We start from the raw sequence: 25493 nt of genomic DNA, 5'->3' as shown, positions 1-25493 counted from the left end.
CCCCCCCCCCCCCCCCCCCCCCCCCCCCCCCCCCCCCCCCCCCCCCCCCCACGGCCCACGCACGACCCCACCCACCCCGCCCCGGGCCAGCCCCGGCCGCGGGCAACCGAGCAGTTGCCCACCCGGCCGGTCACCGGCAACCCGTCGAACGCCCGGACCAGCCGGATCAATGCCGGACCGGCCGAGCCCACCACCCGCTTCACCGCCGCCGAGGCGGTCACCGAAAAGGTCGAGACCCCCGCCAAAGACCCGAAAGAACCCGAGGGTTCCGAGCGCGAGATCGAGTCCTGGCTCGGTGAGCTGCGCGGCGGCCGGGACGCGGCGACGACACGGCTGCGCAGCGCGGATGCGCCGCCGGCCGACGACGCGACCCGGGCGCTGTCGGTACCGACGGAGAGTGACGCCACCACCGCCATCCCGGTGCAGAGCGCATCGGAGGGCCCGGCCACCGAAAAGCTCACCGCCGCGAGCGATCAGGCCGGCGAGGCGACGCCGGAGGACCCGAAGCGACGCGGCACCGCCGGCGGCCTCAGTGCGGCGGAGCTGCTGCGCCGGGAGGGCCGGTACTGACTTCCCGGCGGTCAGCGAGCCTCGACGAAGGAGAGGCGAAGCTGGACCGCCGCCTTTACCCGTCCGCCGGTTCGACACCCGAGGACAGCAGCGCCCGCACCGCCCGATCGATGAACGCGATCGTCGGGACGGCGAGCAGCGCGCCGACGATCCCGGCCAGGATGCCCCCGGTCGAGATGCCCAGCACCACCGCCAGCGGATGTATCGACACCGCGCGCCCCATCACCAGCGGCTGTAGCACGTGGGCCTCCAACTGGTTGACCGCGATGATCAGCCCCAGGGTGATCAGCCCGTAGATCCAGCCCTTGGCGATCAGCGCGACCAGCACCGCCAGCAGTCCGGTGAGCACCGCACCGACCAGCGGGATGAAGGCCCCCAGGAACACCAGCGACGCCAGCGGCAGCGCCAGCGGTACCGCCATGATCGCCAGCCCGATACCTATGCCGACGGCGTCGACCAGTGCCACCAGGAAGGTGGCGCGAACGTAGCCGATCAGCGACTCGAAGCCGGCGATGCCGGCGGCATGCACCCGCTCGCGCACGTCGCCGGGGAAGAACCGCACCGTGAACCGCCAGATGTCCCGGCCGCCGTAGAGGAAGAAGATCAGCGTGAACAGCACGACGAAGGCGCCGGTGACGATCTTGGTGAGGGTCTCGGCCGTCGACAGCGCGCCACTGGTCAGCTTGGCCTGATTGCTGCGCAGCCCGTTGACCACGGTGTCGCCGACGTTGGCGATCTGCTCGCTGCTCAGGTGCAGCGGCCCCTCGACCAGCCAGTGCTGAGTGGAGTTGACCACCGCGGTGACCTGGTCGACCAGACCAGGCACGCCGTCGATGAACTGGTCGACCACGAAACTCAACAGCCCGGCCAGCGCCGCCAGACCGCCGAGCAGCAGCAGGAACACCGCCAGGCCCCGGGGTGTCCCGCGCCGGTCCAGCCAGTCCACGCCGGGCAGCAGCAACGCCGACATCATCAAGGCCAGCGCCACCGGAACGACGATCACCTCCAGGCGCCGCACCACCAGCAGCACCACCAGGACTGCGGCGAACAGCACCAGCAGCCGCCAGGCCCACGCGGCGGCCTTGACTACCGTCGGATGTACGGATTCGTCTGCGCTGACTGACATTCCGGTAGCGTAACGATGCAGCCGCAGTGCCACATCGGGTAACTCCATATCGATCGCGCGCGGCTAACGTCTAATTCCGTGTCCGCCGACGTGATCCGCCGCTGGGTACGCCCCGCGGCCCTCGGTCTGCTGGCGGTGGTACTCACCGTTGAGCTGGCCCTGGTGTGGGATCAGCTGGCAGGCGCGTGGCGCAGCGTCCTGCGCGCCGACAACCGCTGGCTGTTCGGCGCGGTGCTGGCGGCGGCGGCGTCCATGCACAGCTTCGCGCAGATTCAGCGCACCCTGCTGCACTCGGTGGGGGTGCGGGTCTCGCAGTGGCGGTCCGAGGCCGCGTTCTACGCCGCCAACGCGTTGAGCACCACGGTGCCCGGCGGCCCGGTGCTCTCGGCGACCTTCCTGTATCGCGAGCAACGCCGGTGGGGCGCCTCACCGGTGGTGGCGTCCTGGCAGTTGGTGATGTCGGGGGTGCTCCAGGCGGTCGGGCTCGCACTGCTGGGACTGGGCGGCGCGGTGGCGCTGGGCGCGAAGGACAATCCGTTCTCGTTGTTGTTCACCGTCGGCGGCTTCATCGCGTTGCTACTGCTGGCGCAGACCGTGGCGGCCCGGCCGGAGCTGATCGACGGCATCGGCGTGCGGTTGCTGCGCTGGGTGAATTCATTGCGGGACAAGCCCGTTGACACCGGACTGGGAACCTGGCGGCGGATGCTCGCCCAGCTGGAGTCGGTCAGCCTGGGCCGCCGCGCGGCGTCGGTGGCGTTCGGCTGGTCGCTGTTCAACTGGGTCGCCGACGTCGCCTGCCTGGCCTGCGCGGCCTATGCCACCGGCGGGCGGGCATCGGTGGCGGGCTTGGCGGTCGCCTACGCCGCCGCCCGCACGGCCGGAGCGATTCCGCTGATTCCGGGTGGGCTACTGGTCGTCGAGGCAGTGCTGGTGCCGGGCCTGGTCTCCAGCGGGCTGAGTCTGCCCGACGCGATCTCCGCCGTCCTGATCTACCGGCTGATCAGCTGGCTGCTGGTCGCCGTCGTGGGCTGGGTGGCGTTCCTCGCAGTGTTTCGAACCGGCACCGACGCCGACGGCTGGGATGCCGCCGCTAGCGAACCGCCACCGGTTGGGCAGCACCGGGCAGCGCGCCCTGGGCCTGCGCGGCCTGCAGCAGCCCGAGCACCTGCGGCAGGTTGACCGCCAACTTGCACTGGTCGCTGACCTCGGTCACCGAAGCGGTGATCTTGGCCAGGTCGTCACCGACCTTCGGGTTGGCGTCGAAGTAGCCCTTGAGGTTGGCCAGGGTCTGCGGTCCGGGCGGCTGCTGCAGCGCACCGGTGACCACCTGATTGGTGTCCGGGTGCGAGTCCAGGTAGTCACCGGTGGACGTGATGGCCTTGCCGACCGTGCGGGCGACCTCGCTGGCCACGCAGGGGTCCTTGGCCGCGGTCGCCGACGGCGCCGACGGCGCGGCCAGCACGACCACGGCGGCGGCGCCGCCCACGACAACGGAAGCTGCGGCAGAAATACGGGTGGGGTTCAAGACTTCTCCTGGGACATGTCCAGATGGCATCGGCAGGATCGACCATGATCGCCGGGGGTCCTCCGCCATACTGTCAGCAACCCCCGGCCGTCGCCACCTCAAGCGCACGTCGCCTGGGTCACAGCCCGGGTGCCGGCGACGGCATCGGACCAGCTCAGCGGCGGGGAGAAACCGCCGGCGCGGGTCCGCACTGCGGTAGGCTGCCAGCACGCGAGACGGCGATCTGGCGAGAGCGGGGAGAACCGAGATCCAGCAGTTCATGATGCGCTTCAGCAGCAACCTGCGCAGATACCGCTGGGTGGTCTTCACAGGGTGGCTGCTGGCTGTGATTCCCTCGCTGTATCTGGCCTCCACCGCGTCCGGCCATCTCACCGGCGGGGGCTTCGAGGTGCAGGGCTCGCAATCGCTGCACGTGCAGTACCAGCTCCATGACCACTTCCCCGAGCAGGGCGCGTCGCCGCTGGCCCTGGTGGCTGCACCGCGCGCCGACGCCACGTATCAGGACATGCAGAACGCCGTCGCACTGCTGCGCAATGTCGCCGGGTCGACTTCCAGCGTCACGGTGCTGCCCGACCACGGCCAACCTCCACCACGGCCGGACCGGCCCTACGTGGTGTCGCTGCGGCTGGACTTCGACAACACCGGAGCCGTCGACGTCGCCAAGAAGCTGCGGTCCCGGCTCGGTGTCGCCGGCGAGCATCCCGGCCGGATCGAGAACGGCTCGGTGAACCTGTATGTGATCGGCCAGGGCGCGCTGGGAGCGGCGGCGTCGGCCAAGACCAAGCAGGACATCGCCGCCGCCGAGCAGTGGAACCTGCCGATCGTGCTGGTCGTGCTGCTGGCGGTGTTCGGCTCACTGGCGGCCGCCGCGATCCCACTGGCACTGGGGATCGCGACGGTGATCGTCACCATGGGGCTGGTCTACCTGCTGTCGATGTTCACCCAGATGTCGGTGTTCGTCACATCCACGGTGTCGATGTTCGGGATCGCGCTGGCGATCGACTACTCGCTGTTCATCCTCATGCGTTACCGCGAGGAACTGCGGGCCGGACGCCAGCCCGACGATGCCGCCGACGCCGCGATGGCGACGTCCGGTTTGGCCGTGGTGCTCTCCGGACTGACCGTGGTGGCGTCCCTGACCGGGATCTATCTGATCAACACCCCGGTGCTGGTGTCGATGGCCACCGGCGCCATCCTGGCGGTCTCGGTGGCGGTGCTGGCCTCGGTGAGCCTGACGCCGGTGGTGCTGGCCTTGTTCGGCCGGGCGGTGGCCAAACGCTCGGCGTTGCTGCACTGGTCGCGCGGCCCGCAGCTTGCGCAGTCGCGCTTCTGGACCCGCTGGACGGCGGCGGTGATGCGCCGGCCGTGGGCGTCGGCCCTGGTGACCGCGGGCTTCCTGCTGACCTTGGCGGCGCCGGCACTGTCGCTGTCGCTGGGCAACAGCATGCTGCACCAGTTCGACTCCTCCCACGAGATCCGCGGCGGTGTGTCCGCGGCGGCCCAGGCGCTGGGACCGGGTGCGCTGGGGCCGGTCCGGGTGCTGGTCACCATCCCGGGCGCTGATGCGTCGGCGCCCGCGCACGCCGCGACGTTCAACGCGATCCGCGAGCAGATGGCCCACGCCCCCAATGTCGCCTCGGTGTCCCCGCCGGTATTCGGCAGCGACAACAGCAGCGGCCTGCTCTCGGCGGTGCTGTCGGTCGATCCCGAGGACATGGCCGCGCGGGCGACCATCGACTGGATGCGCGAGCACGTGCCCGAGGTGGCCGGTTCCCCTGCGGTGCAGGTGGATGTCGGCGGTCCGACCGCGCTGATCAAGGACTTCGACGACCGGGTGGCCGCGTCCGAACCGCTGGTGCTGGTGTTCGTGGCGCTGATCGCGTTCGTGATGCTGCTGATCTCCATCCAGTCGGTGTTCCTGGCCTTCAAGGGCGTCGTGATGACGGTGCTGTCGGTGGCCGCCGCCTACGGCAGCCTGGTGGCGGTGTTCCAGTGGGGCTGGCTGGAGCGGTTCGGGCTCGCACCCACCGGTTCGATCGACAGCTTCATCCCGCCGCTGGTGCTGGCCATGACGTTCGGGTTGTCGATGGACTACGAGATCTTCCTGCTGACCCGGATCCGCGAGCGGTTCCTGCAGTCCGGCAACACCCACGACGCGGTCGCCTACGGCGTGAGCACCAGCGCGCGCACCATCACCAGCGCCGCGCTGATCATGATCGCGATGTTCATCGGTTTCGCGTTCGCCGGGATGCCGCTGGTCGCCGAACTGGGTGTGGCATGCGCGGTGGCGATCGCGGTGGACGCCACGGTGGTGCGCCTGGTGCTGGTTCCGGCCCTGATGGCGATGTTCGACCAGTGGAACTGGTGGCTGCCGCGCTGGCTCAAGTGGATTCTGCCGTCGGTGGACTTCGAGAAGCCGCTGCCCAAGGTGGAACTGGGCGACGTCGTGGTGATCCCCGATGACATCTCCGCCCTGATCACCCCGAGCGCCGACCTGCGGGTGGTGGTGAAGTCCGCGGCCAAGCTCAAGGAGTTGGCCCCCGACGCGGTCTACGTCAGCGACCCGCTGGCGCTGCGCGGCTGCGGCCACGCCGAGGTCGCCACCGTCAAGATGCGGGCGTTGCCGGTGGCAGCCGGATCGGCACCGTCGGGCGGCACCGTGGTGAGCCAGGCGCTGGCCCGGCTGACCGGTGGCTGGCAGGCCCGCACTGGCACCGGCCGGGCACAGCCCCGGGCGGTGCGACCGGTGCATCCGGTCACCGTGTGGCGCAAGCGGCTCGCGATCGCGCTTGACGCGCTGGAAACCGAGTCCTGGGCTGCCAACGAAATCGGACTGGAGGGCCCGGTGCTGGCCCGGCGGCGCCCGATGGAGATCGCCGCGGTCCAACTTCCCACCGGCGACCGGCTGCAGATCCCCACCGGAGCCGAGACGCTGCGCCTGATCGGCTACCTGCTCATGGCGCGCAACCGCCGCAGCGAATACGTCGGACTGGCCGAGCTCGTCGGTGTGCTCGACGCCGATACCGTTGCGGAGGCGCTCACCGGAATCGACACGTACTACTCTGGTCAACCGACCGAACGACAATGGATGGCCACGCAGCTGGTCTGTCGGCTCGCCGAGCCCGAACCCGACGAACCCGACGATGAGTTCCCCGGTGAAGGTGAGCGGCCGGACTGGGACCAGGTCCGCCAGCGCTGCCTGGCCGTCGCGGTGGCAATGCTGGAGGAGACGAGGTGACGTTGGCCGCCGACCGACGCAGCCGTGGATCCGACACCGACCGGCCGGTTGAGTTCTGGCCGACGACGGCCATCCGCTCTGCCCTGCAAAGCGGTGACATCGCCACCTGGCAGCAGATCGTGGTGGCCCTCAAACGTGACCCCTACGGCCGCACCGCCCGCCAGGTCGAAGAGGTGCTGGAAGGCACCGAGTCCTATGGCATCGCCAAAGCACTGGCGGAGGTGCTGGCCCGCACCCGCAACCACATGGAGGCCAACGAGCGCGCCGAGGTGGGTCGCCACATGCGGTTGCTGATCGAGCGGTCCGGACTGGGCCGCCGGGAGTTCGCGTCGAGGATCGGGGTTCCCACCGACGATCTGGACGACTACCTCGACGGCTCGGTGGACCCGCCGGCATCGCTGATGATCCGGATGCGTCGGCTGTCCGACCGATTCGTCAAACTGCACAATCGGGACGCGCCCGACATCGACTGACCGGCGTCAGCGGGCGTGGATCGGTGACATCTCCACGACCATCCACTGGCCGTCACGCTTGGTCAGCATCACCCGAACCGGCACCACGGACTGCTTGACCTGCTGGTTGGCCACGCTCTGGACGCTGCGCAGCACCACCGCGACCCTGGCGGCCGACGGCCCGAGCGCCTCGACACCCGCGCTGAGCGCCTCCGCGTCGACAGCGATGTTGCGGTTGGCCATTTCGGTGGCGCTCCGGCCGATGCTCTCCCGGAACGAGTTGACGCGGTCGGGGACCATGAAGGCGGCCGCCTTCTCGATGGAGGCGTTCGGGTCCGCCGGCGAGACCGTTGCGGCGGCCTGGGCCATGGCGGCGGCGGTCTTGACCACCTCGGTGGAGTCCGCCTCCAGGGCGCGGTCGGGTTCCGTCCAACGCAGGTAGCCCAGTACGGCCGAGGCGACGAGGGCGGCGGCTGCCAGCGCGACCACCCCGAGGCGCAGGCCGGGCCGCTCGTCGTCGGTGCCGACCGTGACACCGTCGCGGCGCAGCAGCAGGAAGTTCACCACCATGCCCTCGACGATCAGCAGTACCAGCACCGAGCAGGCCGACACCCACCACAGCGGCCAGTCGAGCATCAACCCGAGCAGCAGCACGCCGCCGATCGCGGCCAGCGGCGCGGCGATGTCAACGCCCAGTACCCGCCACGTCGTCCTCGACTTCAGGGACTGCAGCTTAAGCAACTTGTTCATCGGATCGCCCTCAATCGCGAGATCATCAGGTTGCCGTCGACATCGCTGACGTCGAGGCGCAGCGCCCAGTGCACAGTCTGCGGCCGGCCGCCGACGTTCTCCGCGATCGACGTGGCGATCACCATCACCGGGTCGGTGCGGCCGGGGCCGGGCGCCTGCTCGGCGCCGGCGTTCGGGTCCTCGATGTGCTGCAACTCGATGGCGACCGCTTCGATCCGGCCACTGCTGCGCGACTCGATGCGCTGCACCACGTCCCGGTAGGGGGCCAGAGCGGCGTCGAACTCGGCCTTGAGTTCGCCGACGGTCTTGTCACGCAGCCGCGACATTCCCTTCTCGACGTTCTCGGCGTTCAGGTTGATCAGCACGCTGGTCCAGCTGGCCGCGGTCTGCAGGACCCGACTGCGGTAGGCCCGCTCGTTGACGTCGTCGCGGTGCGCCGACCAGGTGATCAGGGAGAAGACCAGCCCGGCCACCGCCACCAGCCCGAGTAACGCCGACACCAGCCCGAGCCGGGAGAAGATTCCGCCCCGGGAAGCGCCGGCCGCAGAGGCCCCAGCCGCCGCCTTGGCGTGGCCGGCCTTCTTGGCGGGCTTGTCCGAGGCCGTCTCGTCGGCGTGGACCTCTTCGGTAGCGGGCTCGTCGGCGTCGATGAGCTCGTCGTCCACGTACGTGGTTTCGTCGGGCTGCTCCTCGTCAGGCATGGCGGTGACGCTACAGGACGCACACACCGTTCGGCGTGGAAGGATGGGCGCGATGACCCCTGCAGTTGCCCGCTCCGGCCTCGACCTCAGCTACCTCGACAGCGGCGTCCGGCCCCAGGACGATCTGTTCGGCCATGTGAACGGACGCTGGCTCGACGACTACGAGATGCCGCCGGATCGCGCCACCGACGGCGCGTTCCGCACCCTGTTCGACCGGGCCGAGGCCCAGGTCCGCGAGCTGCTCACCGAAGCCGTCTCATCGAGTGCGCCCGCCGGTACCGACCAGCGCAGGATCGGCGACCTGTACGCCAGCTTCCTCGACGAGCAGGCGGTGCAGGCGGCCGGGTTGGAGCCGGTGCGCCGCGAGCTGGCGGCCATCGACAGCGCCGACGACCTCGGCGCGCTGGCCCGGGTGCTGGGCGGCTGCCAGCGTCGCGGAACCGGCGGCGGCGTCGGGCTGTATGTGGACACCGACTCCAAGGACTCCAGCCGCTACCTGCTGCATCTGAACCAGTCCGGTATCGGCCTGCCCGACGAGTCCTACTACCGCGAGGAGCAGCACGCCGAGATCCTGGCCGCCTACCCCGGTCACATCGCGGCGATGTTCGCGCTGGTGTACGGCGGGAATCCCAGCGAGCATGCCGCAACCGCCGGCCGGATCGTCGCCTTGGAGACCCGGCTGGCCGGCGCCCACTGGGACGTGGTGAAGCGCCGCGACGCGGACCTGACCTATAACCTGCGCGCGTTCGCCGAACTGCCGGCCGAGGCGCCCGGCTTCGACTGGGCGGGCTGGGCCGAGGCTCTGGGGGTGCCCGCCGGTGCCTCCGGAGCCGCCGCCGAACTGGTGGTGCGCCAGCCGGACTACCTGACGGCGTTCGCGAGCCTGTGGGCAGGCGCGGAGTTCGCCGACTGGCAGGACTGGGCGCGCTGGCGGCTCATCCACGCCCGGGCCGGACTGCTGACCGACGAGGTGGTCGCCGAGGACTTCGCGTTCTACGGGCGGCGACTGTCGGGCACCGAGCAGATCCGCGACCGGTGGAAACGCGCCGTGTCGGTGGTCGAGTCGCTGATGGGCGACACTGTCGGAAAACTCTATGTGGCAAAGCATTTCCCGCCAGACGCCAAGGCGCGCATCGATGAGCTGGTGGCGAACCTGCGCCGGGCCTACCGGGTCAGCATCACCAATCTGGACTGGATGACGCAGGAGACCCGGGAACGGGCACTGGCCAAGCTGGACAAGTTCACCGCCAAGGTCGGCTATCCCGCGAAGTGGCGGGACTACTCGGCGCTGGTCACCGATCCGGCCGACCTGTACGGCAACTATCTGCGCGGTTACGCGGTGAACTACGACCGCGAGCTGGCCAAGCTGGGAGCGGAGGTGGATCGCGACGAGTGGTTCATGACGCCACAGACCGTCAACGCCTACTACAACCCGGGGATGAACGAGATCGTCTTCCCGGCCGCGATCCTGCAGCCGCCGTTCTTCGACGCCGACGCCGACGACGCGGCCAACTATGGCGGCATCGGCGCGGTGATCGGCCATGAGATCGGCCACGGCTTCGACGACCAGGGCGCCAAGTACGACGGCGACGGCAACCTGGTGGACTGGTGGACCGACGCCGACCGCGCCGAGTTCGGGCTGCGCACGACGGCTCTGATCGAGCAGTACGAGGCGTATGTGCCGCGGGCGCTGGGCACTTCCCATGGCGGGCAGCACGTGAACGGCGCTTTCACCGTCGGGGAGAACATCGGCGACCTGGGTGGGCTGTCCATTGCGCTGCTGGCGTATGAGTTGTCACTGGACGGCACCGAAGCCCCGGTGATCGGCGGATTGACGGGTGTACAACGAGTTTTCTATGGCTGGGCCCAGGTGTGGCGCACCAAATCCCGTGACGCCGAAGCGATCCGGCGGCTGGCGACCGACCCGCATTCACCGCCTGAGTTCCGCTGCAACGGGGTGATCCGCAACATCGACGCCTTCTATGAAGCCTTCGACGTCGCTGGCGACGACACGCTGTTCCTGGAACCCGCACAGCGGGTGCGCATCTGGAACTGAGCGGCGCTACATCTGCCAGTCTTGGGAGCCGTCGTTCTTGTTGTGGGTGCCGACGGAGTTCTTCACCACGACCGGGTCGCCGCTGCCGAAGTTGTCGAAGAACCACTTGGCGTTGGCCGGGCTCAGGTTGATGCAGCCGTGGCTGACGTTGCGCTTGCCCTGGTCGTTCACCGACCACGGGGCGCTGTGCACGAAGCCACCGCTGTTGTCGATGCGGACCGCGTCCTGCACGGTGAGTTTGTAGCCCCAGCTGGAGTTCACCGGCACCCCGTAGGTGGAGGAGTCCATCACCACGGTGGGCATCTTCTCCAGCACGTAGTAGGTGCCGTTGGGGGTTTCGTGCCCGCCGGCGGTCATCCCCATCGACATCGGGAAGGTCTTCTCGACCTTGCCGTCGCGGGTGATCGTCATCTGGTGGGTCTTGTCGTCGGCGGTGGCCACCAGCGCGTCACCGGTGCGGAAGCTCGACTTGGTTCCGGCCGCGTCGATGTTGACGACGGTGTTGGCCGGCCAGAAGTTGAACGGACGCCAGCGCACCTGGCTGGGGGTCATCCAGTAGAACTTTCCTGAAACCGGCGGGTTCGACGAGATGTGGATGGCCTGCTCAGCCATGGCCTTGTCGGCGATCGGCCGCTGGAAGTTGATGATGATCGGCTTGGCGACGCCCACCATCGACCCGTTGAGCGGGTTGAAGCTCGGCGGCAGGAACGGTGCGGTGCCCGTGAACGGCTCCGGGTTCTGCCCGACGACCGGACCGGACGCCGCTGCGGGAACAGTCGCCGGCTGGCCCGGCACTGCCGTCGCGGGGTCGACCACTCCCGTCGCGGGGTCGGGCACTCCCGTCGCGGGGTCGGGCACTCCCGGCGCGGGTTCGGCCACCGCCGGTTGCGCCGGCGGCACGAGGTCGACCGGCGGCGCGGGCTCGATCGCCGGGGGCGCCACGGCGGGGTCGGCAGGTGCCGCGACCGGGTCTGCCGGAGGCTGCGGCACGTCCAGTTGGGCCGGCGATGCGGGCGGGGCGGCATCCACCGCCGTCGGGTCGCCGGGCTGTTGCGGCGGGTCGGCCAGCGCGGTTCCGCAGCCGAACGTGAACCCCGCGATCAGTCCAGCGGCACTGAGCCAGGCGCCGACGCCCGCGAACTTCCATCCCGACATTGACATACCTCCGGTCACAAGCTTCATCCAAGTGTGGCACAAGACGACGCTCAGCTAACTCCTGAAGGAGCTGCCCGACACCGCGAAATTAGAAGTCACATGCTGTTGAGCTGCTGTTTCAGCCGCGAGCGAAGTGGCGAAGGCCACTGCGCCAGGCGTCTCAGGGAACGACGAACAGCCGTTTGCTGGCCGCGATCCCGGCCGCCGCGAGACCGACCAGCACCGCCGACGCGGTCAGCATCGCCGAGGTTCCCGCCACTTCGAACAGCAACCCACCCGCCAGTGATCCCCCGGTGATCCCGACCTGAAAGGCCGTCACATACAGCCCCGACGCGCCGTCGGGGTCATCCGGCGCGGTACGCATGGCCGCCGACTGCAGCATCGGCGAGACCGCCATCGCCATCGCGCCCCACAGCACGATCGCCGCCGCCCCGACCAGCGTCGTCGCGGTCGCGTGGTGCCCTCCGATGGCCAGAGCGGCCAGCACCACGAAAGCCGTCGACAATGCGGCCATGCAGCTGCCGGTGACGGCCTTGGGCCGGTGGTCCAGCGGCCCGGCCAGCATCGGCATCGCAATCAGCCCGGCTGCGCCGAACGCGGCCAGCAACCAGGCCAGCCTTGCCCCCGGGACCCCGACCACGTCTTCGATGATCACCGCGATGAAGGTGTAGGAGATGAAGTGGCCCGTGACGGCGATCAGCATGACCGCGCTGACGCCCAGCAGCCGCAGGTTTCGATAGTGGTGGCGCCCGACCAGGGTCAGTTGGTGGTCGGTGAGCACCAGCGCGGGCAGCGCGAACCGTGCGGCCACGGTAACGACGGCCGCCGCCACGGTGATCACCACGACCGCCAGCCGCCAGCCCCACAGCAGGCTCATCGCCGAGGTCAACGGGATACCGACCACCAAGGCAAGGCTGGTGCCCACGTAGATCGCGGTGGTGGCCCGCCCGGAATGACTGGGTGGCACCAGCCGGGTGGCGATCGGGGCCAGCACCGACCACATCAGGCCGTGGGTGACCGCGCACAGTGCCCGGCCGGCGGCCAGCACGGGGAACGTCGGCGCCAACGCCGAGATCACCTGTGACACGGTCAGACAGACCAGGGTGAGCAACAGGACCCGGCGGCGCGGCCACTGCGCGGTCCAGCGCACCAACGGAATCGTCGTCACCGCCGCGACCACCGCATACCAGGCCAGCAGGGTTCCGACCAGCGCCTCGCTGACATCCAGGCCCTGCGAGATCGCGGGCAGCGCGCCGACCGGCAGGATTTCTGCGGTGGCGTAGATGAAAGCGGCCGCGGCCAGGATCGCCAACTGGGCCGTGGTCCGCGGCGTCCAGGGCCCGGTGCGGGTTTTTCCGGTTTCGACAGTCATCGTGTGGGAGCAGCGTCGAGTGGTGTGTGGCGCGTTGCGCTCCCGGTAACTGCTGGATCACATGGTAACGGCGACCGGGTCAGGAACGAACCAGCCTCGCGATAGCGGCGGAGGCTTCGGCGAGTTTCGCGTCGGCCTCGTCACCGCCGGCGGCCACCGCCCCGGTGACGCAGTGCCCCAGATGCTCGTCGAGCAGGTTCAGCGCCACTGACCGCAGCGCACTGTTGGCCGCGCTGATCTGGGTGAGAACGTCGATGCAGTACTTGTCATCCTCGATCATCTTGGCGATTCCACGCACCTGGCCCTCGATGCGGCGCAGCCGTTTGGCGTAGTTGTCCTTGCGCGGGGAGTAGCCCGGAGCCTCGGTGGTCATGACGCCCCCAACAGTTGGTTCATCTGGGTGATCTGGGATTGCTGAAACGGCACCAGCGACTGCGCGATGCTGATCGCCTCGGCGCTCTCGCCGTTTTGGATCTCATTCTGCGCCATGGTGATCGCGCCACGGTGGTGAGCGATCATCGACTGCAGCCACAGCGTGTCGAACGCCGGCCCGTGCAGGTCGTGCAGCTTGTCCACGGTGGCCTTGTCCACCATTCCGGGAATGTCGGCGGCGGGGTCTCGAACGGAACGGCCGCCGGGGACCTCCCACTGCAACAGTTGCGCCTGGCAGCCCTGCAGTTCGGTCTGCTGTTGCGCGGCGTTCTGCTCGGCGAACGACACCAGTGCCTGGTTGGTGCTGCCGGCCGGCACCAACGCCAACAGCTGCAGGGCCTGCTGGTGGTGGACCACCATGTTCTCCAGAAAGGTCACGTCGGCGGGACTGCCGGTGGTGATTCCCACCGCGCTGGTAGACGCATCGGGTGCCGGGGTGGCCGCGTGGTGGCACCCGCCGGCGGCGACGCTGATGGCGGCCGCGGCGACGACCGTGAGGGCTGATCTCATTCACCCAGCTTAGCCCATACCCCCTCGGGGTATTTAATTCGTTTTGCCCGGTAAGGGCCGACCGGCATACTTAGCGGGTGAATCGCGAGCCCTCAGCCTCCGTCGACATCAAACCGCGCAGTCGTGACGTCACCGACGGCCTCGAGAAGACCGCCGCGCGCGGGATGCTGCGCGCGGTCGGCATGGGCGACGAGGACTTCGCCAAGCCGCAGATCGGAGTGGCCTCGTCGTGGAACGAGATCACCCCGTGCAACCTCTCGCTGGACCGGTTGGCCAAAGCCGCCAAGGAAGGTGTCCTGGCGGCCGGTGGCTACCCGCTGGAGTTCGGCACCATCTCGGTCTCCGACGGCATCTCGATGGGCCACGAGGGCATGCACTTCTCGCTGGTGAGCCGCGAAGTGATCGCCGACAGCGTCGAGACGGTGATGTGCGCCGAACGACTCGACGGCTCGGTCCTGCTGGCCGGCTGCGACAAATCGCTGCCCGGGATGCTGATGGCCGCCGCGCGGCTGGATCTGGCCTCGGTCTTCCTCTACGCGGGCTCCACCATGCCGGGCTACGCACAGCTGTCCGACGGCACCGAGCGCGAGGTGACGATCATCGACGCGTTCGAGGCGGTCGGGGCGTGTTCGCGCGGACTGATGTCGCGCGAGGACGTCGACATCATCGAGCGGGCGATCTGCCCCGGCGAGGGCGCCTGCGGGGGCATGTACACCGCCAACACCATGGCCAGTGCCGCCGAGGCACTGGGCATGTCGCTGCCGGGCAGTGCCTCCCCGCCGGCGATCGACCGGCGCCGCGACGGGTACGCCAAGGCCAGTGGCGCCGCCGTGGTGGAGCTGTTGCGCCGCGGGATCACCGCCCGCGACATCTTGACCAAGGAGGCGTTCGAGAACGCGATCGCGGTGGTGATGGCGTTCGGCGGGTCCACCAACGCAGTGCTGCACCTGTTGGCGATCGCCCGCGAGGCGCAGGTGGACCTGACCCTGGCCGACTTCTCCCGGGTCGGGGCGAAGGTTCCGCACCTGGCGGACGTCAAGCCGTTCGGTGCGCACGTGATGTATGACATCGACAAGATCGGCGGGGTACCGGTCATGCTCAAGACCCTGCTCGAAGCAGGTCTGCTGCACGGCGACTGCCTGACCGTCACCGGAAAGACCATGGCGGAGAACATCGCCGAGCTCAACCCCCCGGTGGTGGATGGCAAGGTGCTACATGCGCTGACCAACCCGATCCACCCGACCGGTGGCATCACGATCCTGCACGGATCGCTGGCCCCGGAGGGCGCGGTGGTCAAATCAGCCGGCTTCGACAGCGACGTGTTCGAGGGAACCGCAAGGGTTTTCGACGGCGAGCGGGCGGCGCTGGATGCACTCGAAGATGGCACGATCAGCGCCGGCGACGCCGTGGTGATCCGCTACGAGGGCCCCAAGGGCGGGCCGGGGATGCGCGAGATGCTGGCCATCACCGGCGCCATCAAGGGTGCCGGGTTGGGCAAGGATGTGCTGCTGCTCACCGACGGCCGCTTCTCCGGTGGCACCACCGGGCTGTGCGTCGGCCACATCGCCCCCGAGGCGGTGGACGGCGGGCCGGTGGCCTTCCTGCGTGACGGCGACAGGATCCGCCTCGACGTCGCGAATGCAACCCTGGATGTCTTGGTGGATCCGGACGAGTTCGTATCCCGCGCACAGGGTTTCACTCCCCCGCCACCGCGTTACACCACCGGTGTGTTGGCCAAGTACCGCAAGCTGGTGGGTTCGGCGGCCACCGGCGCCGTCTGCGGCTGACCTCTCCCACCCCGCGAGCGTGCACATTTGCACGCGTTCGATCGGCGTGTCGCGTACCGATGTGCACGCTCGCGGTCAGACGACGACGGCCATAGCGAAGCCGTCCCAGCCCTTGACGCCGACGGTCTGGATCGCGGCGGCCTGAAGACGCGGGTGCTCACCGAGCAACTCCAGGCAGCGGCGGGTGCCGCGCAGGTCGTCGTCGCCGTCCGGGGTCAGGATCGCCCCGTCGCGAATCACGTTGTCCACCACGATCACCGTGCCCGGTCGGCCCAACCGCACCGCCCATTCGACGTAGGCCGCGTTGTTCTTCTTGTCGGCGTCGATGAACACCAGGTCGAACGGCGCACCGCTCAGTGCGGCCAGGGTGTCCAGCGCCGGGCCGACCAGCACCTGCACCCGGTCGCCGACGCCGGCCCGGTCCAGGTTGGCCCGGGCCACCTCGGCGTGGCGGGGCTCGTACTCACACGTCACCACCGCGCCGTCGGGTCCCACGGCACGAGCCAGCCAGATCGTGCTGTAGCCCCCCAGGGTTCCGATCTCAAGGATGCGGCGGGCCTCGGCAGCGGTGGCCAACAGGTTCAGGAACTTGCCCTGTTGAACTGAGACCGCGATGGCGGGCAGTCCGGCGGCATCGCTGGCGTCCAGCGCCGCCTGCAGCACCGGATCGTCGCCGGTTACGAGGTGGTCCAGCAGAGCATCGACGGCGCGGGGCGTTGGCTTCTCATTCACGCCACCGAGAGTAACCCCGCCCCAGCAGATCTTGCCCTTTACCCCATACCCGTAGGGGGTATATAGTCGGGCTCACCCGGACCGGCCGGGGATCAGAAGAAGAAAGGTGCGAAACATGACGAACTACGAAGCGGGAACCGTACTGACCTGCGGCCACAGCGGTTGTGGATGCCGGGTCCGCATCGAGGCCCCGTGCCACTGCGACGGCGCCGGTGCGGCCTACCGCTGCACCTGCGGCGACGAACTGACCGTCGTCAACAGCTGACGAATGGCGCCGGTGGCGCACAGCCTCAGCGGTTGTGCGTCACCCGGGACCGTCCAGTCCCGTCGGCAGGCCACCGGCACAGAGCGCCAGCACATCGGTCGCGGCACGCAGCACATCGACGACTGTCCGCACCGGAGAGGCAAAGAGCTGCGGATAGTCGATTTCGCCGACAGACTCATCGACTGGCCAGGCGAGTTTCTCCGTGTCGACGGAGAACTGCGCATCGACGCCCTCCTTGTTGCCCCGTGCGTCTTGGCGATGCCAAGCTCCCTGGAGGTGGACCGCGACGAGCGAACGCACGGACGACTCCGCACACTGGATGAACTCGTCTTCTCCTAAAAACGCTGCGGGGCTGGCTGTTTCGAACGCTGGACTCGCACTCACCCTTTCCACTTTCACTTCACGCCTTCATTGGCGAACACCACCCGCAGCACATACCCCGACTCCGGGCCCATCACCAGCTCGGCCAGCTCGCAGAACGTCGCGACGAACTCCGGGCCGTGCGGCGGTCGAGCGTCACACAGGTGGTGCGCCATCTCGTGCAGCACCACCAGTTCCCGCAGCGCCCAGCTCCCGTGCCGCTGCTCGGGAACCGCGATAATGCCTGCCTCGCCGACCTTTTCGTAGTGCGCGGCCGTCGCACCCCGGCGCGCACGGACCATCAGCGCCGTCGCGTCCGGCCACCGGTCGCGCACCGGACCCAGCGCCAGCACGTCGTCGACGTAGCGCCCCACCGCGGCCACCGACGCGAATCGGGCCTCCGGCGGCAGCGTCAACCGGGTGCCGAAGAAATCGATGTCAGCCGACCCCCGTTCGGCGGCGCGGTCGAACAGGGTCCGTACGAAAGCCTCGGCGGCGTAGACCTTGGCGCGCTGGACATCACGCCCGGCGTCGCCTTCGCTCAACGTTCCGGTGCTCAACGTTCCAGCGCGGACCGCGCCCCCGACAGCTCGGTGGCGTCACCGAGCCGGGCCCGCCGGCCGGCCCGGTCCCCGGCCTGCCGCGCCGCCGACGAATATCCCGCCGAGGCCCGGTTCGCCCGCCAGGTACCGCGCGCCTTCGACGCGCCGCGATAGTAGTCGCGCAATTCGATCTCCTTGTTGCGCAACGCAATGGCAGTCCCCACCGGCCGGCTGCGGTCCGCCTCGGCGCTCTTGCGGGTCTCATCACGCGCCTCGGCCAACCGCTGACCGACCCGGGCACCGAACGCCAGGTGAAAGTTCAACCGGGCGGTGATGGTCGGAGTGGGCCGGTGTGCTCCGGTCGCGATGTAGGCGTCCGAGGCCCGGACCATCTGCACCACCAGGCCGGCATAGAGGGCGTGGGTTGCGTCGATGTCCTCGGCGAAGCCGTAGGCGTAGACGAAGGTGGAGTTCGACGCCACGTCGCAGCGCACGTCGTTGGCCGCGGCGATCCCCACGAACAGCTGCACGTAGGTGCGCAACCCCCGGGCGCCGGTCGCTCCTATGGTGATGGTGCGCTGTACCGGGGCGGTCGCGGCCGTCCGGGTCGCGGAGTGCGCCCGGGCCACCGCCAGGTCGATGGAGGTCGCGGTGGCCAGCCGCTGCGCGGCCGCCATGAACGCGTCGGCCTCATGCGTGTTGTCGGTGCCCTCGGCCTGGCGCAACAGCGCGGCGATCCGTGCCAGCATCTTGTCGTCGGTGCTCATGACGGCAACGCTAACCACACCCGCAGACAGCGCGCCGACACCGATTCACAGGCGCGCGTCGATCCAGCCCACCACGTCGTCGAGCACCTGCGCACGCTCGGGCTCGTTGAACACCTCGTGGAAAAGCCCCGGGTACACAGTCAGCCGCACGTCATCGGAACCGACGCAGCCCACCAGGTGTTGGCTGCCCGAGGCGGGTACCAGCCCGTCGTCGGCGCCGTGGATCACCAGCAGCGGCGCGGTCAGCGCCGCCGCCCGGGCCGGCATGGTCTCGGCGACCTTGATCAGCGCCCGGCCCACCCCGGCGGGCACCATCCCGTGGTGCACCAGCGGGTCGGCGTTGTAGGCGGCCACCACCGCGGGATCGCGGGACACCAGGTTGCTGTCGAGCTTTTGCGCCGGCAGGCCGGGGAGCACGGCGCCGAGCGCCTTGGCCACGAACGCCAGCAACGGCGACACCGTGTCGGTCATGTCCACCGCCGGTCCCGACAGCACCATCAGCTGGTAGTCGTCGGGGCGGTCGACGCCGTAGCTGAACACGATCGCCCCGCCCATGCTGTGCCCGAGCACCACCCGCGGCAGACCCGGATGCTCGCGGGCGGCGATTCCGGCGAGGGTGTGGAAGTCGCCGGTGTAGTCCGCCATATCCCTGCACAGCACCCGCTTGCCGCCAGAGCGCCCGTGGCCGCGGTGATCCAGCGCGTAGGTCACCAGGCCGGCCTCACCGAAACGCGCCGCGACGTGGTCGTAGCGGCGGGCGTGCTCACCGAAACCGTGCGAGAGCACCACCACGGCACGCGCCGGCGCCTGGGGCGTCCAGGTGTCGTAGACGATGCGTACCCCGCGCTCACCGTCGAAGGTTCGCTCGGTGCGGGTGGTGGCCATCAGGGCAGCGTAACGGGCGGTGACGCCACCCAGGTAGCGTCGCCAGCCATGGGACGAGTCGAAGGCAAGGTTGCGCTGATCAGCGGCGGTGCGAGGGGCATGGGCGCCGCCCATGTGCGGGCGCTGGCCGCTGAAGGCGCCAAGGTGGTGATCGGCGACATCCTCGATGAGGAGGGCACCAAACTGGCCGACGAACTGGGCACCGACACCGCACGGTTCGTCCGGCTCGACGTGACCCGGCCCGAGCAGTGGCAGGACGCCGTCACCGTCGCGACCGAGGCGTTCGGCGCGCTCAACGTGCTGGTGAACAACGCCGGGATCGCCAAGTACAACGCCCTGGAGAACTTCGACCTCGCGGGCTGGCAACAGGTCCTCGACGTCAACCTCACCGGCACCATGCTGGGCATGCACGCCGCCGTGGCACCGATGAAGGCCGCCGGCGGGGGCTCCATCATCAACATCTCGTCGGTGGAGGGCATGCGCGGAACCGCCGGCCTGTACGGCTACGTCGCGTCGAAGTGGGGGGTGCGCGGCCTGGCCAAGACCGCCGCCGTGGAACTGGCGCCGCACAACATCCGGGTCAACAGCGTGCTGCCCGGCTTGATCCGCACCCGGATGACGATCGCCATCCCCGACGACTCCCTGCAGATTCCGCTGGGCCGCGGCGCCAAGTCCGCCGAGGTCTCCACCGCGGTGGTCTTCCTGGCCTCCGACGAGTCCTCGTATATGACCGGGTCCGACCTGGTCATCGACGGGGGCCTGTCGGTGGGCATTCCCCACAAGACCGGCTAGGGCCTTGTTTTCGCTGCTCAACGTACCGATCGAGACGCTTTCTGGAACGTGTTCTATGATGGCCGGTCATGAAGACCAAGGGCGCATTGTTGTGGGAGCTGAACCAGCCGTGGCGGGTCGACGAGATCGAGCTGGGCGATCCGGTCGACGGCGAAGTCCAGGTGCAGATGCATGCCGCGGGCATGTGCCACTCGGACTACCACCTGACCACCGGGGCCACCCCGATGGGCCTGCCGGCACTGGGCGGCCACGAGGGCGCCGGGGTCATCACCAAGGTCGGCAAGAATGTGACCGGCCTTCAAGAGGGCGACCATGTCGTCATGGCCTTCATCCCGGCCTGCGGCAACTGTCCGCCGTGTATGAAGGGCTTCCGCTCGCTGTGTGACCGCGGCGCGGTGCTGCTGGGCGGCAAGGCCATCGCCGACGGCACCAACCGGATCCACGCCGGATCCCACGAGGTCTCCGCGATGAACCTGCTCGGCACGTTCGCGCCGTACGTGACCGTGCACCAGGACTCGGTGGTCAAGATCGACAAGGACGTGCCGCTGCAGACTGCGGCGATCATGGGCTGCGCGGTGCCGACCGGCTTCGGTTCGGCCACCAACGTCGCCGAGGTCAAGCCCGGCGAGACGGTGATCATCGTCGGCGTCGGCGGCATCGGCATGAGCGCCCTGCAGGGCGCGGTGCTCTCCGGGGCGCGGCGCGTCATCGCGATCGACCCGGTGGCCTTCAAGCGCGATCAGGCCGTCAAGTTCGGCGCCACGCACGTCTACCCGTCCATGGCCGAAGCGCTCATGCCGGTCATGGAGGAGACCTGGGGCCTGATGGCCGACAAGGTGATCATCGCCGTCGGCGACATGAAGGGCGAGTACATCGAAGAGGCGCTGACACTGACCGCCAAGACCGGCACCTGCGTGGTCACCGGTATGGGCTCGATGGTCGACGCCGACGTGAAGCTGAACCTGTTCCTGTTCACCATGTTGCAGAAGACATTGAAGGGCAACATCTTCGGCGGCGGTAGCTCGCACATCGAGACACCGCGACTGGTGGGCCTGTACAAGTCCGGGCTGCTCAAGGTCGACGAGATGATCACCACGACTTACAAGCTCGAGGACATCAACACCGGCTACCAGGACATGATCGACGGCAAGAACATCCGCGGCGTCATCACCTACGACGAGTCGGACTGGTAGAGGGCTAGCCTGGGAGGCTATGACGGGCCTGCTCGACGTACGCCGGGCCACCGACCGGGCGATCACCCGGGCGCCCTGGCTCGAGTCACGACATTCGTTCTCGTTCAACGACTACTACGACCCGGACAACACCCACCACGGGCTGCTGCTGGTCAACAACGACGACGTCGTGGCACCGGCTGCCGGGTTTGATACCCACCCCCACCGCGACGCCGAGATCGTCACCTGGGTTCTCTCGGGCGCGCTGAGCCATGCCGATTCGATCGGCAACACCGGGGTGATTCATCCCGGGCTGGCACAGCGGATGTCGGCCGGCACCGGCATCCTGCATTCCGAGTGCAACGAATCCCTCAGCGAGCCGGTGCATTTCATCCAGATGTGGATCATGCCGGACGCACCGGGCCGCACCCCGGGCTATCAGCAGCAGGAGATCGGCGCGGCACTGACCGGCGGCACCCTGGTTCCCGTCGCCTCCGGCAACGATCCCGGCGCCGCGATCAGCATCGGCAACGCCGGCGCCACCCTCTATGTCGCCAGGCTGCAGCCCGGCGGCAGCGTCGAGTTGCCCGACGCACCGTTTGCGCACCTGTTCGTCGCTGCCGGTCAAGTCGAGTTGGAGGGCTCCGGCGCGCTGGCCACCGGCGACGCCGTGCGCTTCACCGGCGGCGGCGGTCACCGGATCACCGCATCGCAGCCGGCCGAGGTGCTGGTCTGGGCGATGGACACCGGCCTGCGCGGCTGATCACCGATCCGCCACCGATCCGGCACAGTCCGATCACGCCCGTTGCCTCTGAGGTTTCTGTGATTAACGTTGGAGGTTGCTGTCTCCCAGTCCGGAGCCCGAAGGGACGATCAATGTGGACTCCAGTGGCTTTCGCGCGCCGCACGGCGGCCTGCTGCAGCGCTGTGCTGCTCTGCGCAACCCTGGCGTTCGGCCCCGGCCAACCGACCGCGCGGGGTGCCGCCCAAGACCAGTTGGCCGCCGCGATCGCCCGCACCCCGGGCTCCTACCTGGTGTACAACTTCGGCGGCGGGCATCCGACACCGATGCTCAATGCCGCCGGCGACTGGTATGAGATGTCCAGCGGTGGGCACCTGGTGGTCCTCAAGGCGGCCTCGCAGCGCATCGAGCCGCACCTACTGGTCGACAGTCACAGTGGTTCTCAGAGCCGCTGCGAACGCGATCCGCGGGCCCGGACCGGAGACGGGCTGATTCAGGCGTCCGAGGTGTATGCGCCGCTGCAGGCCTGGCAGATACTGGGCCGGCCGACGGTGGCGATCAACGCCAACTTCTTCGACATCCGCGGCCAGCGGGGCGGATCCTGGCGGACCACCAATTGCAGTTCCCCGCTGGGTACCTATGTCGACAACACCCGCGGCAACGGCCGGGCCAACATTGCGGTCACCGGCACCATCCCCTACGCCGGCAAGCAGGGACTGTCCGGCGGCAACGAGCATTGGTCGACGCTGACCACGATGATCCTGCCGACGCGAGGTGCACCGTATGTGTTGTGGCCGCGCGGCGGCCGCGACGGCGGAGACTACGACGCGGCCGGACCGACGATCACCGGACTGGTGGAACGCGGGGAGCGGTTCGTCGCGGTGAGCGGGCTGGGCTTGCTGGCCCCGGGGGTCACCGGGCAGCTCAACGACGGCGGGCCGAGCGCGGCACGCACGGCGTTGGGCTATTCGCGGGCCAAAGACGAGATGTACATCTTTCAGGGCGGCAGCTACACACCCGACAACATGCAGGACCTGTTCCGAGGTCTGGGCAGCGACCACGCCGTCCTGCTCGACGGCGGCACGTCGTCCGCGGTCGTGCTGCGCCGTGACGCCGGCGGCATGTGGACCGGTGCCGGTACGCCGCGCGGATCCTGCGACCACGCCCAGGTGCTGTGCGACGCCCACGAGCGCGCCCTGCCCAGCTGGTTGGCGTTCAACTAAGAGTTGACCTCGTTCAGGGCATGTCGACCTTGGCGGCCAGCCAGCGGCCGTTCACCTTCTCCATGGTCATGACGATGCGGCTGCGGTCGATCTTGGCCTGCGGCGACGCCTTGTTGCTCACCGACTGGTCGACGAACAGCAGCACCTCGACCTTGTTCTTGGTCGCGGACTTCACCGCCGAGTCGATGACGGTGCCGTGCGCGGTCGCCTTGTTCTCGATCAGCAGCTGGCGCAGTTGCTCGGCCGACGCCGAGTACATGTCCTTGAATTCGCCGGTGGCGCCGTCGATCACCTCGGCGAAGTTCTTGTCGATGGAGGCCGGGTCCACCCCGGTCAGCCTCAGCGTATACCGCTCGGCGGCGTCGAGCGCCTGCGCGGCCGCCACCGTCCGCTGATGGTGGTCGTACAGCAGCCAGCCCTCATAACCGGCCCCGATCAGGCCCAGTGCCAGCACCGCCGCGGCGATCCACCGCCGAGGTAGCCGGCGGGATCGGGCCGGACGAGCTTCATCGGTGGATACCTCGATGGATTCCTCGGCGACGGGCTCGGATTCGGGCTCGACGGCCGCGACGGTGTCCTCGCCGACCGAATCCGTCTCCTCCGACATCTGAGAGAACCTACCTCACGCCGTGGCGGCCCGCGCTCAGGTGCAGGCCCCGGAGTTCCGCAGTGCGGCACCCCAGCCGGCGGCCGAATCGATGTGGGGACGGGTGAATCCCGCCGGCTGTTTGTTCCGGATACTGTCGGCGATCCGGGACAGCTGAAACAGCACGCCGGTCAACTGTTCGCCGCCGTAGATCGGCGAATACGGGCCGTAGTTATCCGGAGTGTTGCGGATGGTCAGCGGCTGCAGGCGCGGTGCCAGGAACCCGGTCGCCCGGTCGATGCCGGCGACCACCCCATCGGCCTGCGACTGCACGCCGGCGTAGACGTCATGACGGTCAGCGAGGTTGCGGTTGAAGTCGTTGATCTGGCCCATCAGCGGATCGAATCGCGCGTCGAACCATTGGCAGGAGTCCGACATGCCGCCGATCATCTCGGGGGTGACCTGGTAGGTGAAGGTGTTGTACGGCCAGAAATCCATGTGCGGCGACCAGTCGGTGGGCCCCGGGGTGAAACCCGGGTCAGCCGAGGCCGGCACCAGCGCGGCGGCGGCCGCCATCCCGACGACCACACCACGGGCAACCGCCCACCATTGACGCACGGGTCGAGTATCGCCATCGGCGACGATTCACAGCGCCGAAATCCACGAATTCAGTTCTACTGAACGGTAACCCGCCATAACCCCAGTCATGTTGCCGGAAGCACTGTGGCACGGCATCGTGTCCGACATCATTGGCCGGATGGAGGGGGCCCGGGAATCGTTGTTTCTTACCCCGCAGTAAGAACGCTGGCTAGCATGTCCGCCATGGATCCTCGGCCCGCGACGCGCTCGGCTACGCCGGCCCTGGTCAGGCCGAGGGTCGGTGACCGATGACCACCCACGATGAGCTGGACTCCCCCGGCCTCGACGGCCTGGCCGCCATCGAGGACTGGACCACCGGCTATACCAAACGCCACCCGCTGGCGTCGCTGACCACCGTCGGCGAGCAGTGCGTGCTGGCGGTGCGCACCGTGCAGTACTTCTTCGCCGACCTGTTCGGCGGCCGGTTCCAGTGGGGTGAGTTCGTTCGGCAGAGCGCGTTCATGGCCAACACCGCGGTGCTGCCGACCATCCTGGTGGCGCTGCTGCCCATCGGGGTGACGCTGTCTATCCAGTTCGCGCTGCTGGCCAATCAGGTGGGCGCCACCTCGCTGGCCGGTGCGGCGGCCGGCCTGGCCGTCATCCGCCAGGCCGCCTCGCTGGTGGCGGCCATGCTGATGGCCGCCGCGGTCGGTTCGGCGATCACCGCCGACCTGGGCTCGCGCACCATGCGCGAGGAGACCGACGCCATGGAGGTGATGGGCGTTTCGGTGATCCGGCGACTGGTGGTCCCGCGCTTCGGTGCGGCCATCATGATCGGTGTCGCCCTGACCGGTATCACCTGCTTCGTCGGATTCCTGGCCAGCTATCTGTTCAACGTCTACTTCCAGAAGGGTGCGCCGGGCAGCTTCGTGGCGACCTTCTCCTCCTTCGCCACCACCGGCGACATGATCGTGGCGTTGATCAAGGCCGTGATCTACGGCGCGATCGTGGCGGTGGTCTCCTGCCAGAAGGGCCTGTCCACCCGCGGCGGGCCGGCCGGGGTGGCCAACTCGGTGAACGCCTCGGTGGTCGAGTCGATCCTGGTCCTGATGATCGTCAACGTCGGCATCAGCGAGCTCTACAACGTGCTGTACCCGCGGACGGGCCTGTAGGA

At 68.8% G+C, this 25493-nt stretch carries 27 protein-coding genes; 12 read left to right on the top strand and 15 right to left on the bottom strand.

Annotated features, from left to right (window positions below):
- Positions 1 to 114: 114 nt before the first annotated feature.
- A complete protein-coding gene (locus K6T84_RS16040) occupies positions 115 to 570 on the top strand; it encodes a hypothetical protein (protein ID WP_304621301.1) in 456 nt (151 codons plus the stop codon).
- A 55-nt stretch (positions 571 to 625) separates the two neighbouring features.
- On the opposite strand, the gene K6T84_RS16035 is transcribed toward K6T84_RS16040, so the two are convergent.
- On the bottom strand, positions 626 to 1696 hold the full coding sequence (locus K6T84_RS16035; protein ID WP_224864022.1) for an AI-2E family transporter: 1071 nt from the start codon (positions 1694 to 1696) through the stop codon (positions 626 to 628).
- 78 nt (positions 1697 to 1774) lie between these two features.
- Here K6T84_RS16035 and K6T84_RS16030 point away from each other — a divergent pair, with 78 nt between their 5' ends.
- Positions 1775 to 2875, top strand: coding sequence for a lysylphosphatidylglycerol synthase transmembrane domain-containing protein (locus K6T84_RS16030; protein WP_224864021.1), 1101 nt, complete (start codon positions 1775 to 1777; stop codon positions 2873 to 2875).
- Here the strand turns inward: K6T84_RS16030 and K6T84_RS16025 are convergent.
- On the bottom strand, positions 2787 to 3221 hold the full coding sequence (locus K6T84_RS16025) for a hemophore (protein ID WP_225401102.1): 435 nt from the start codon (positions 3219 to 3221) through the stop codon (positions 2787 to 2789). The genes K6T84_RS16030 and K6T84_RS16025 overlap by 89 nt on opposite strands.
- 259 nt (positions 3222 to 3480) lie before the next feature.
- On the opposite strand from K6T84_RS16025, the gene K6T84_RS16020 reads away from it, so the two are divergent.
- Together K6T84_RS16020 and K6T84_RS16015 are read left to right on the top strand one after the other, a co-directional pair.
- Entirely contained in the window at positions 3481 to 6459 is a 2979-nt protein-coding gene (locus K6T84_RS16020; protein WP_225401101.1) for an MMPL family transporter, read from the top strand.
- Positions 6456 to 6932 (top strand): XRE family transcriptional regulator, encoded by a 477-nt coding sequence (locus K6T84_RS16015; protein ID WP_224864018.1) that lies wholly within the window; start codon positions 6456 to 6458, stop codon positions 6930 to 6932. Before K6T84_RS16020 ends, K6T84_RS16015 begins: the two co-directional genes overlap by 4 nt.
- A gap of 6 nt (positions 6933 to 6938) precedes the next feature.
- Here K6T84_RS16015 and K6T84_RS16010 read toward each other — a convergent pair whose 3' ends face one another.
- Together K6T84_RS16010 and K6T84_RS16005 are read right to left on the bottom strand one after the other, a co-directional pair.
- The gene (locus K6T84_RS16010) at positions 6939 to 7661 is read right to left on the bottom strand and encodes a hypothetical protein (RefSeq protein ID WP_225401100.1); all 723 of its coding nucleotides are present in this window, start codon (positions 7659 to 7661) and stop codon (positions 6939 to 6941) included.
- The gene (locus tag K6T84_RS16005) at positions 7658 to 8362 is read right to left on the bottom strand and encodes an Rv1363c family protein (protein ID WP_224864016.1); all 705 of its coding nucleotides are present in this window, start codon (positions 8360 to 8362) and stop codon (positions 7658 to 7660) included. The genes K6T84_RS16010 and K6T84_RS16005 overlap by 4 nt, the downstream gene beginning before the upstream one ends.
- A 52-nt stretch (positions 8363 to 8414) precedes the next feature.
- Between K6T84_RS16005 and K6T84_RS16000 the strand changes: the two genes are divergently transcribed.
- The gene (locus tag K6T84_RS16000) at positions 8415 to 10418 is read left to right on the top strand and encodes a M13 family metallopeptidase (protein WP_225401099.1); all 2004 of its coding nucleotides are present in this window, start codon (positions 8415 to 8417) and stop codon (positions 10416 to 10418) included.
- A 6-nt stretch (positions 10419 to 10424) separates the two neighbouring features.
- Here K6T84_RS16000 and K6T84_RS15995 read toward each other — a convergent pair whose 3' ends face one another.
- From K6T84_RS15995 to K6T84_RS15980, 4 genes are all read right to left on the bottom strand, one after another.
- A complete protein-coding gene (locus tag K6T84_RS15995) occupies positions 10425 to 11573 on the bottom strand; it encodes a L,D-transpeptidase (protein WP_224864014.1) in 1149 nt (382 codons plus the stop codon).
- 160 nt (positions 11574 to 11733) lie between these two features.
- Complete coding sequence (locus tag K6T84_RS15990; protein ID WP_224864013.1) at positions 11734 to 12945, bottom strand: MFS transporter; 1212 nt, start codon at positions 12943 to 12945, stop codon at positions 11734 to 11736.
- A 79-nt stretch (positions 12946 to 13024) separates the two neighbouring features.
- Positions 13025 to 13318 (bottom strand): copper-sensing transcriptional repressor RicR, encoded by a 294-nt coding sequence (gene ricR, locus K6T84_RS15985; protein WP_224864012.1) that lies wholly within the window; start codon positions 13316 to 13318, stop codon positions 13025 to 13027.
- Positions 13315 to 13887 (bottom strand): DUF305 domain-containing protein, encoded by a 573-nt coding sequence (locus K6T84_RS15980; protein WP_224864011.1) that lies wholly within the window; start codon positions 13885 to 13887, stop codon positions 13315 to 13317. The genes ricR and K6T84_RS15980 overlap by 4 nt, the downstream gene beginning before the upstream one ends.
- 77 nt (positions 13888 to 13964) lie before the next feature.
- Here K6T84_RS15980 and ilvD point away from each other — a divergent pair, with 77 nt between their 5' ends.
- Complete coding sequence (gene ilvD, locus K6T84_RS15975) at positions 13965 to 15674, top strand: dihydroxy-acid dehydratase (protein WP_224864010.1); 1710 nt, start codon at positions 13965 to 13967, stop codon at positions 15672 to 15674.
- A 75-nt stretch (positions 15675 to 15749) separates the two neighbouring features.
- On the opposite strand, the gene K6T84_RS15970 is transcribed toward ilvD, so the two are convergent.
- Positions 15750 to 16406: an O-methyltransferase gene (locus tag K6T84_RS15970; protein WP_225401098.1), complete on the bottom strand. Its 657-nt coding sequence runs from the start codon at positions 16404 to 16406 to the stop codon at positions 15750 to 15752.
- 115 nt (positions 16407 to 16521) lie between these two features.
- Between K6T84_RS15970 and mymT the strand changes: the two genes are divergently transcribed.
- Positions 16522 to 16671 (top strand): copper-binding metallothionein MymT, encoded by a 150-nt coding sequence (gene mymT / locus K6T84_RS15965; RefSeq protein WP_225401097.1) that lies wholly within the window; start codon positions 16522 to 16524, stop codon positions 16669 to 16671.
- 39 nt (positions 16672 to 16710) lie between these two features.
- Here mymT and K6T84_RS15960 read toward each other — a convergent pair whose 3' ends face one another.
- The 4 genes from K6T84_RS15960 to K6T84_RS15945 all read right to left on the bottom strand — a co-directional run bounded on the left by K6T84_RS15960 (position 16711) and on the right by K6T84_RS15945 (position 19225).
- Positions 16711 to 16971 carry a hypothetical protein gene (locus K6T84_RS15960; protein ID WP_225401096.1) on the bottom strand — a complete coding sequence of 87 codons (261 nt, stop codon included), beginning with the start codon at positions 16969 to 16971 and terminating at the stop codon, positions 16711 to 16713.
- Between the two features lie 95 nt (positions 16972 to 17066).
- Positions 17067 to 17576, bottom strand: coding sequence for a TIGR04338 family metallohydrolase (locus K6T84_RS15955; RefSeq protein ID WP_225402093.1), 510 nt, complete (start codon positions 17574 to 17576; stop codon positions 17067 to 17069).
- 11 nt (positions 17577 to 17587) lie between these two features.
- Positions 17588 to 18340, bottom strand: coding sequence for a DUF2786 domain-containing protein (locus tag K6T84_RS15950; protein ID WP_225401095.1), 753 nt, complete (start codon positions 18338 to 18340; stop codon positions 17588 to 17590).
- A gap of 45 nt (positions 18341 to 18385) precedes the next feature.
- Positions 18386 to 19225: an alpha/beta hydrolase gene (locus tag K6T84_RS15945; RefSeq protein ID WP_224864004.1), complete on the bottom strand. Its 840-nt coding sequence runs from the start codon at positions 19223 to 19225 to the stop codon at positions 18386 to 18388.
- A gap of 48 nt (positions 19226 to 19273) precedes the next feature.
- Here K6T84_RS15945 and K6T84_RS15940 point away from each other — a divergent pair, with 48 nt between their 5' ends.
- The 4 genes from K6T84_RS15940 (at position 19274) to K6T84_RS15925 (ending at position 23154) form a co-directional block, all read left to right on the top strand.
- Positions 19274 to 20017 (top strand): glucose 1-dehydrogenase, encoded by a 744-nt coding sequence (locus K6T84_RS15940; protein WP_225401094.1) that lies wholly within the window; start codon positions 19274 to 19276, stop codon positions 20015 to 20017.
- A 68-nt stretch (positions 20018 to 20085) separates the two neighbouring features.
- Positions 20086 to 21210, top strand: a complete 1125-nt coding sequence (locus K6T84_RS15935) for an NDMA-dependent alcohol dehydrogenase (RefSeq protein WP_224864002.1) — start codon at positions 20086 to 20088, stop codon at positions 21208 to 21210.
- Positions 21211 to 21229: 19 nt separating this feature from the next.
- On the top strand, positions 21230 to 21952 hold the full coding sequence (locus K6T84_RS15930) for a pirin family protein (protein WP_225401093.1): 723 nt from the start codon (positions 21230 to 21232) through the stop codon (positions 21950 to 21952).
- A 113-nt stretch (positions 21953 to 22065) separates the two neighbouring features.
- On the top strand, positions 22066 to 23154 hold the full coding sequence (locus K6T84_RS15925; RefSeq protein ID WP_224864001.1) for a phosphodiester glycosidase family protein: 1089 nt from the start codon (positions 22066 to 22068) through the stop codon (positions 23152 to 23154).
- 13 nt (positions 23155 to 23167) lie between these two features.
- On the opposite strand, the gene K6T84_RS15920 is transcribed toward K6T84_RS15925, so the two are convergent.
- Together K6T84_RS15920 and K6T84_RS15915 are read right to left on the bottom strand one after the other, a co-directional pair.
- Positions 23168 to 23761: an Rv1363c family protein gene (locus K6T84_RS15920; protein ID WP_224864000.1), complete on the bottom strand. Its 594-nt coding sequence runs from the start codon at positions 23759 to 23761 to the stop codon at positions 23168 to 23170.
- A 36-nt stretch (positions 23762 to 23797) separates the two neighbouring features.
- Positions 23798 to 24316: a hypothetical protein gene (locus K6T84_RS15915; protein ID WP_224865622.1), complete on the bottom strand. Its 519-nt coding sequence runs from the start codon at positions 24314 to 24316 to the stop codon at positions 23798 to 23800.
- A gap of 311 nt (positions 24317 to 24627) precedes the next feature.
- Between K6T84_RS15915 and K6T84_RS15910 the strand changes: the two genes are divergently transcribed.
- Positions 24628 to 25491 (top strand): MlaE family ABC transporter permease, encoded by an 864-nt coding sequence (locus K6T84_RS15910; protein WP_225401092.1) that lies wholly within the window; start codon positions 24628 to 24630, stop codon positions 25489 to 25491.
- Positions 25492 to 25493 lie beyond the last annotated feature (2 nt).

The organism is Mycobacterium zoologicum, assembly GCF_020181635.2.
In the GTDB taxonomy this organism is placed as follows: Bacteria; Actinomycetota; Actinomycetes; order Mycobacteriales; family Mycobacteriaceae; genus Mycobacterium; species Mycobacterium zoologicum.
The sequence above is the reverse complement of the archived record's forward strand: the minus strand, read 5'-3'. Positions and strand labels throughout refer to the sequence as shown.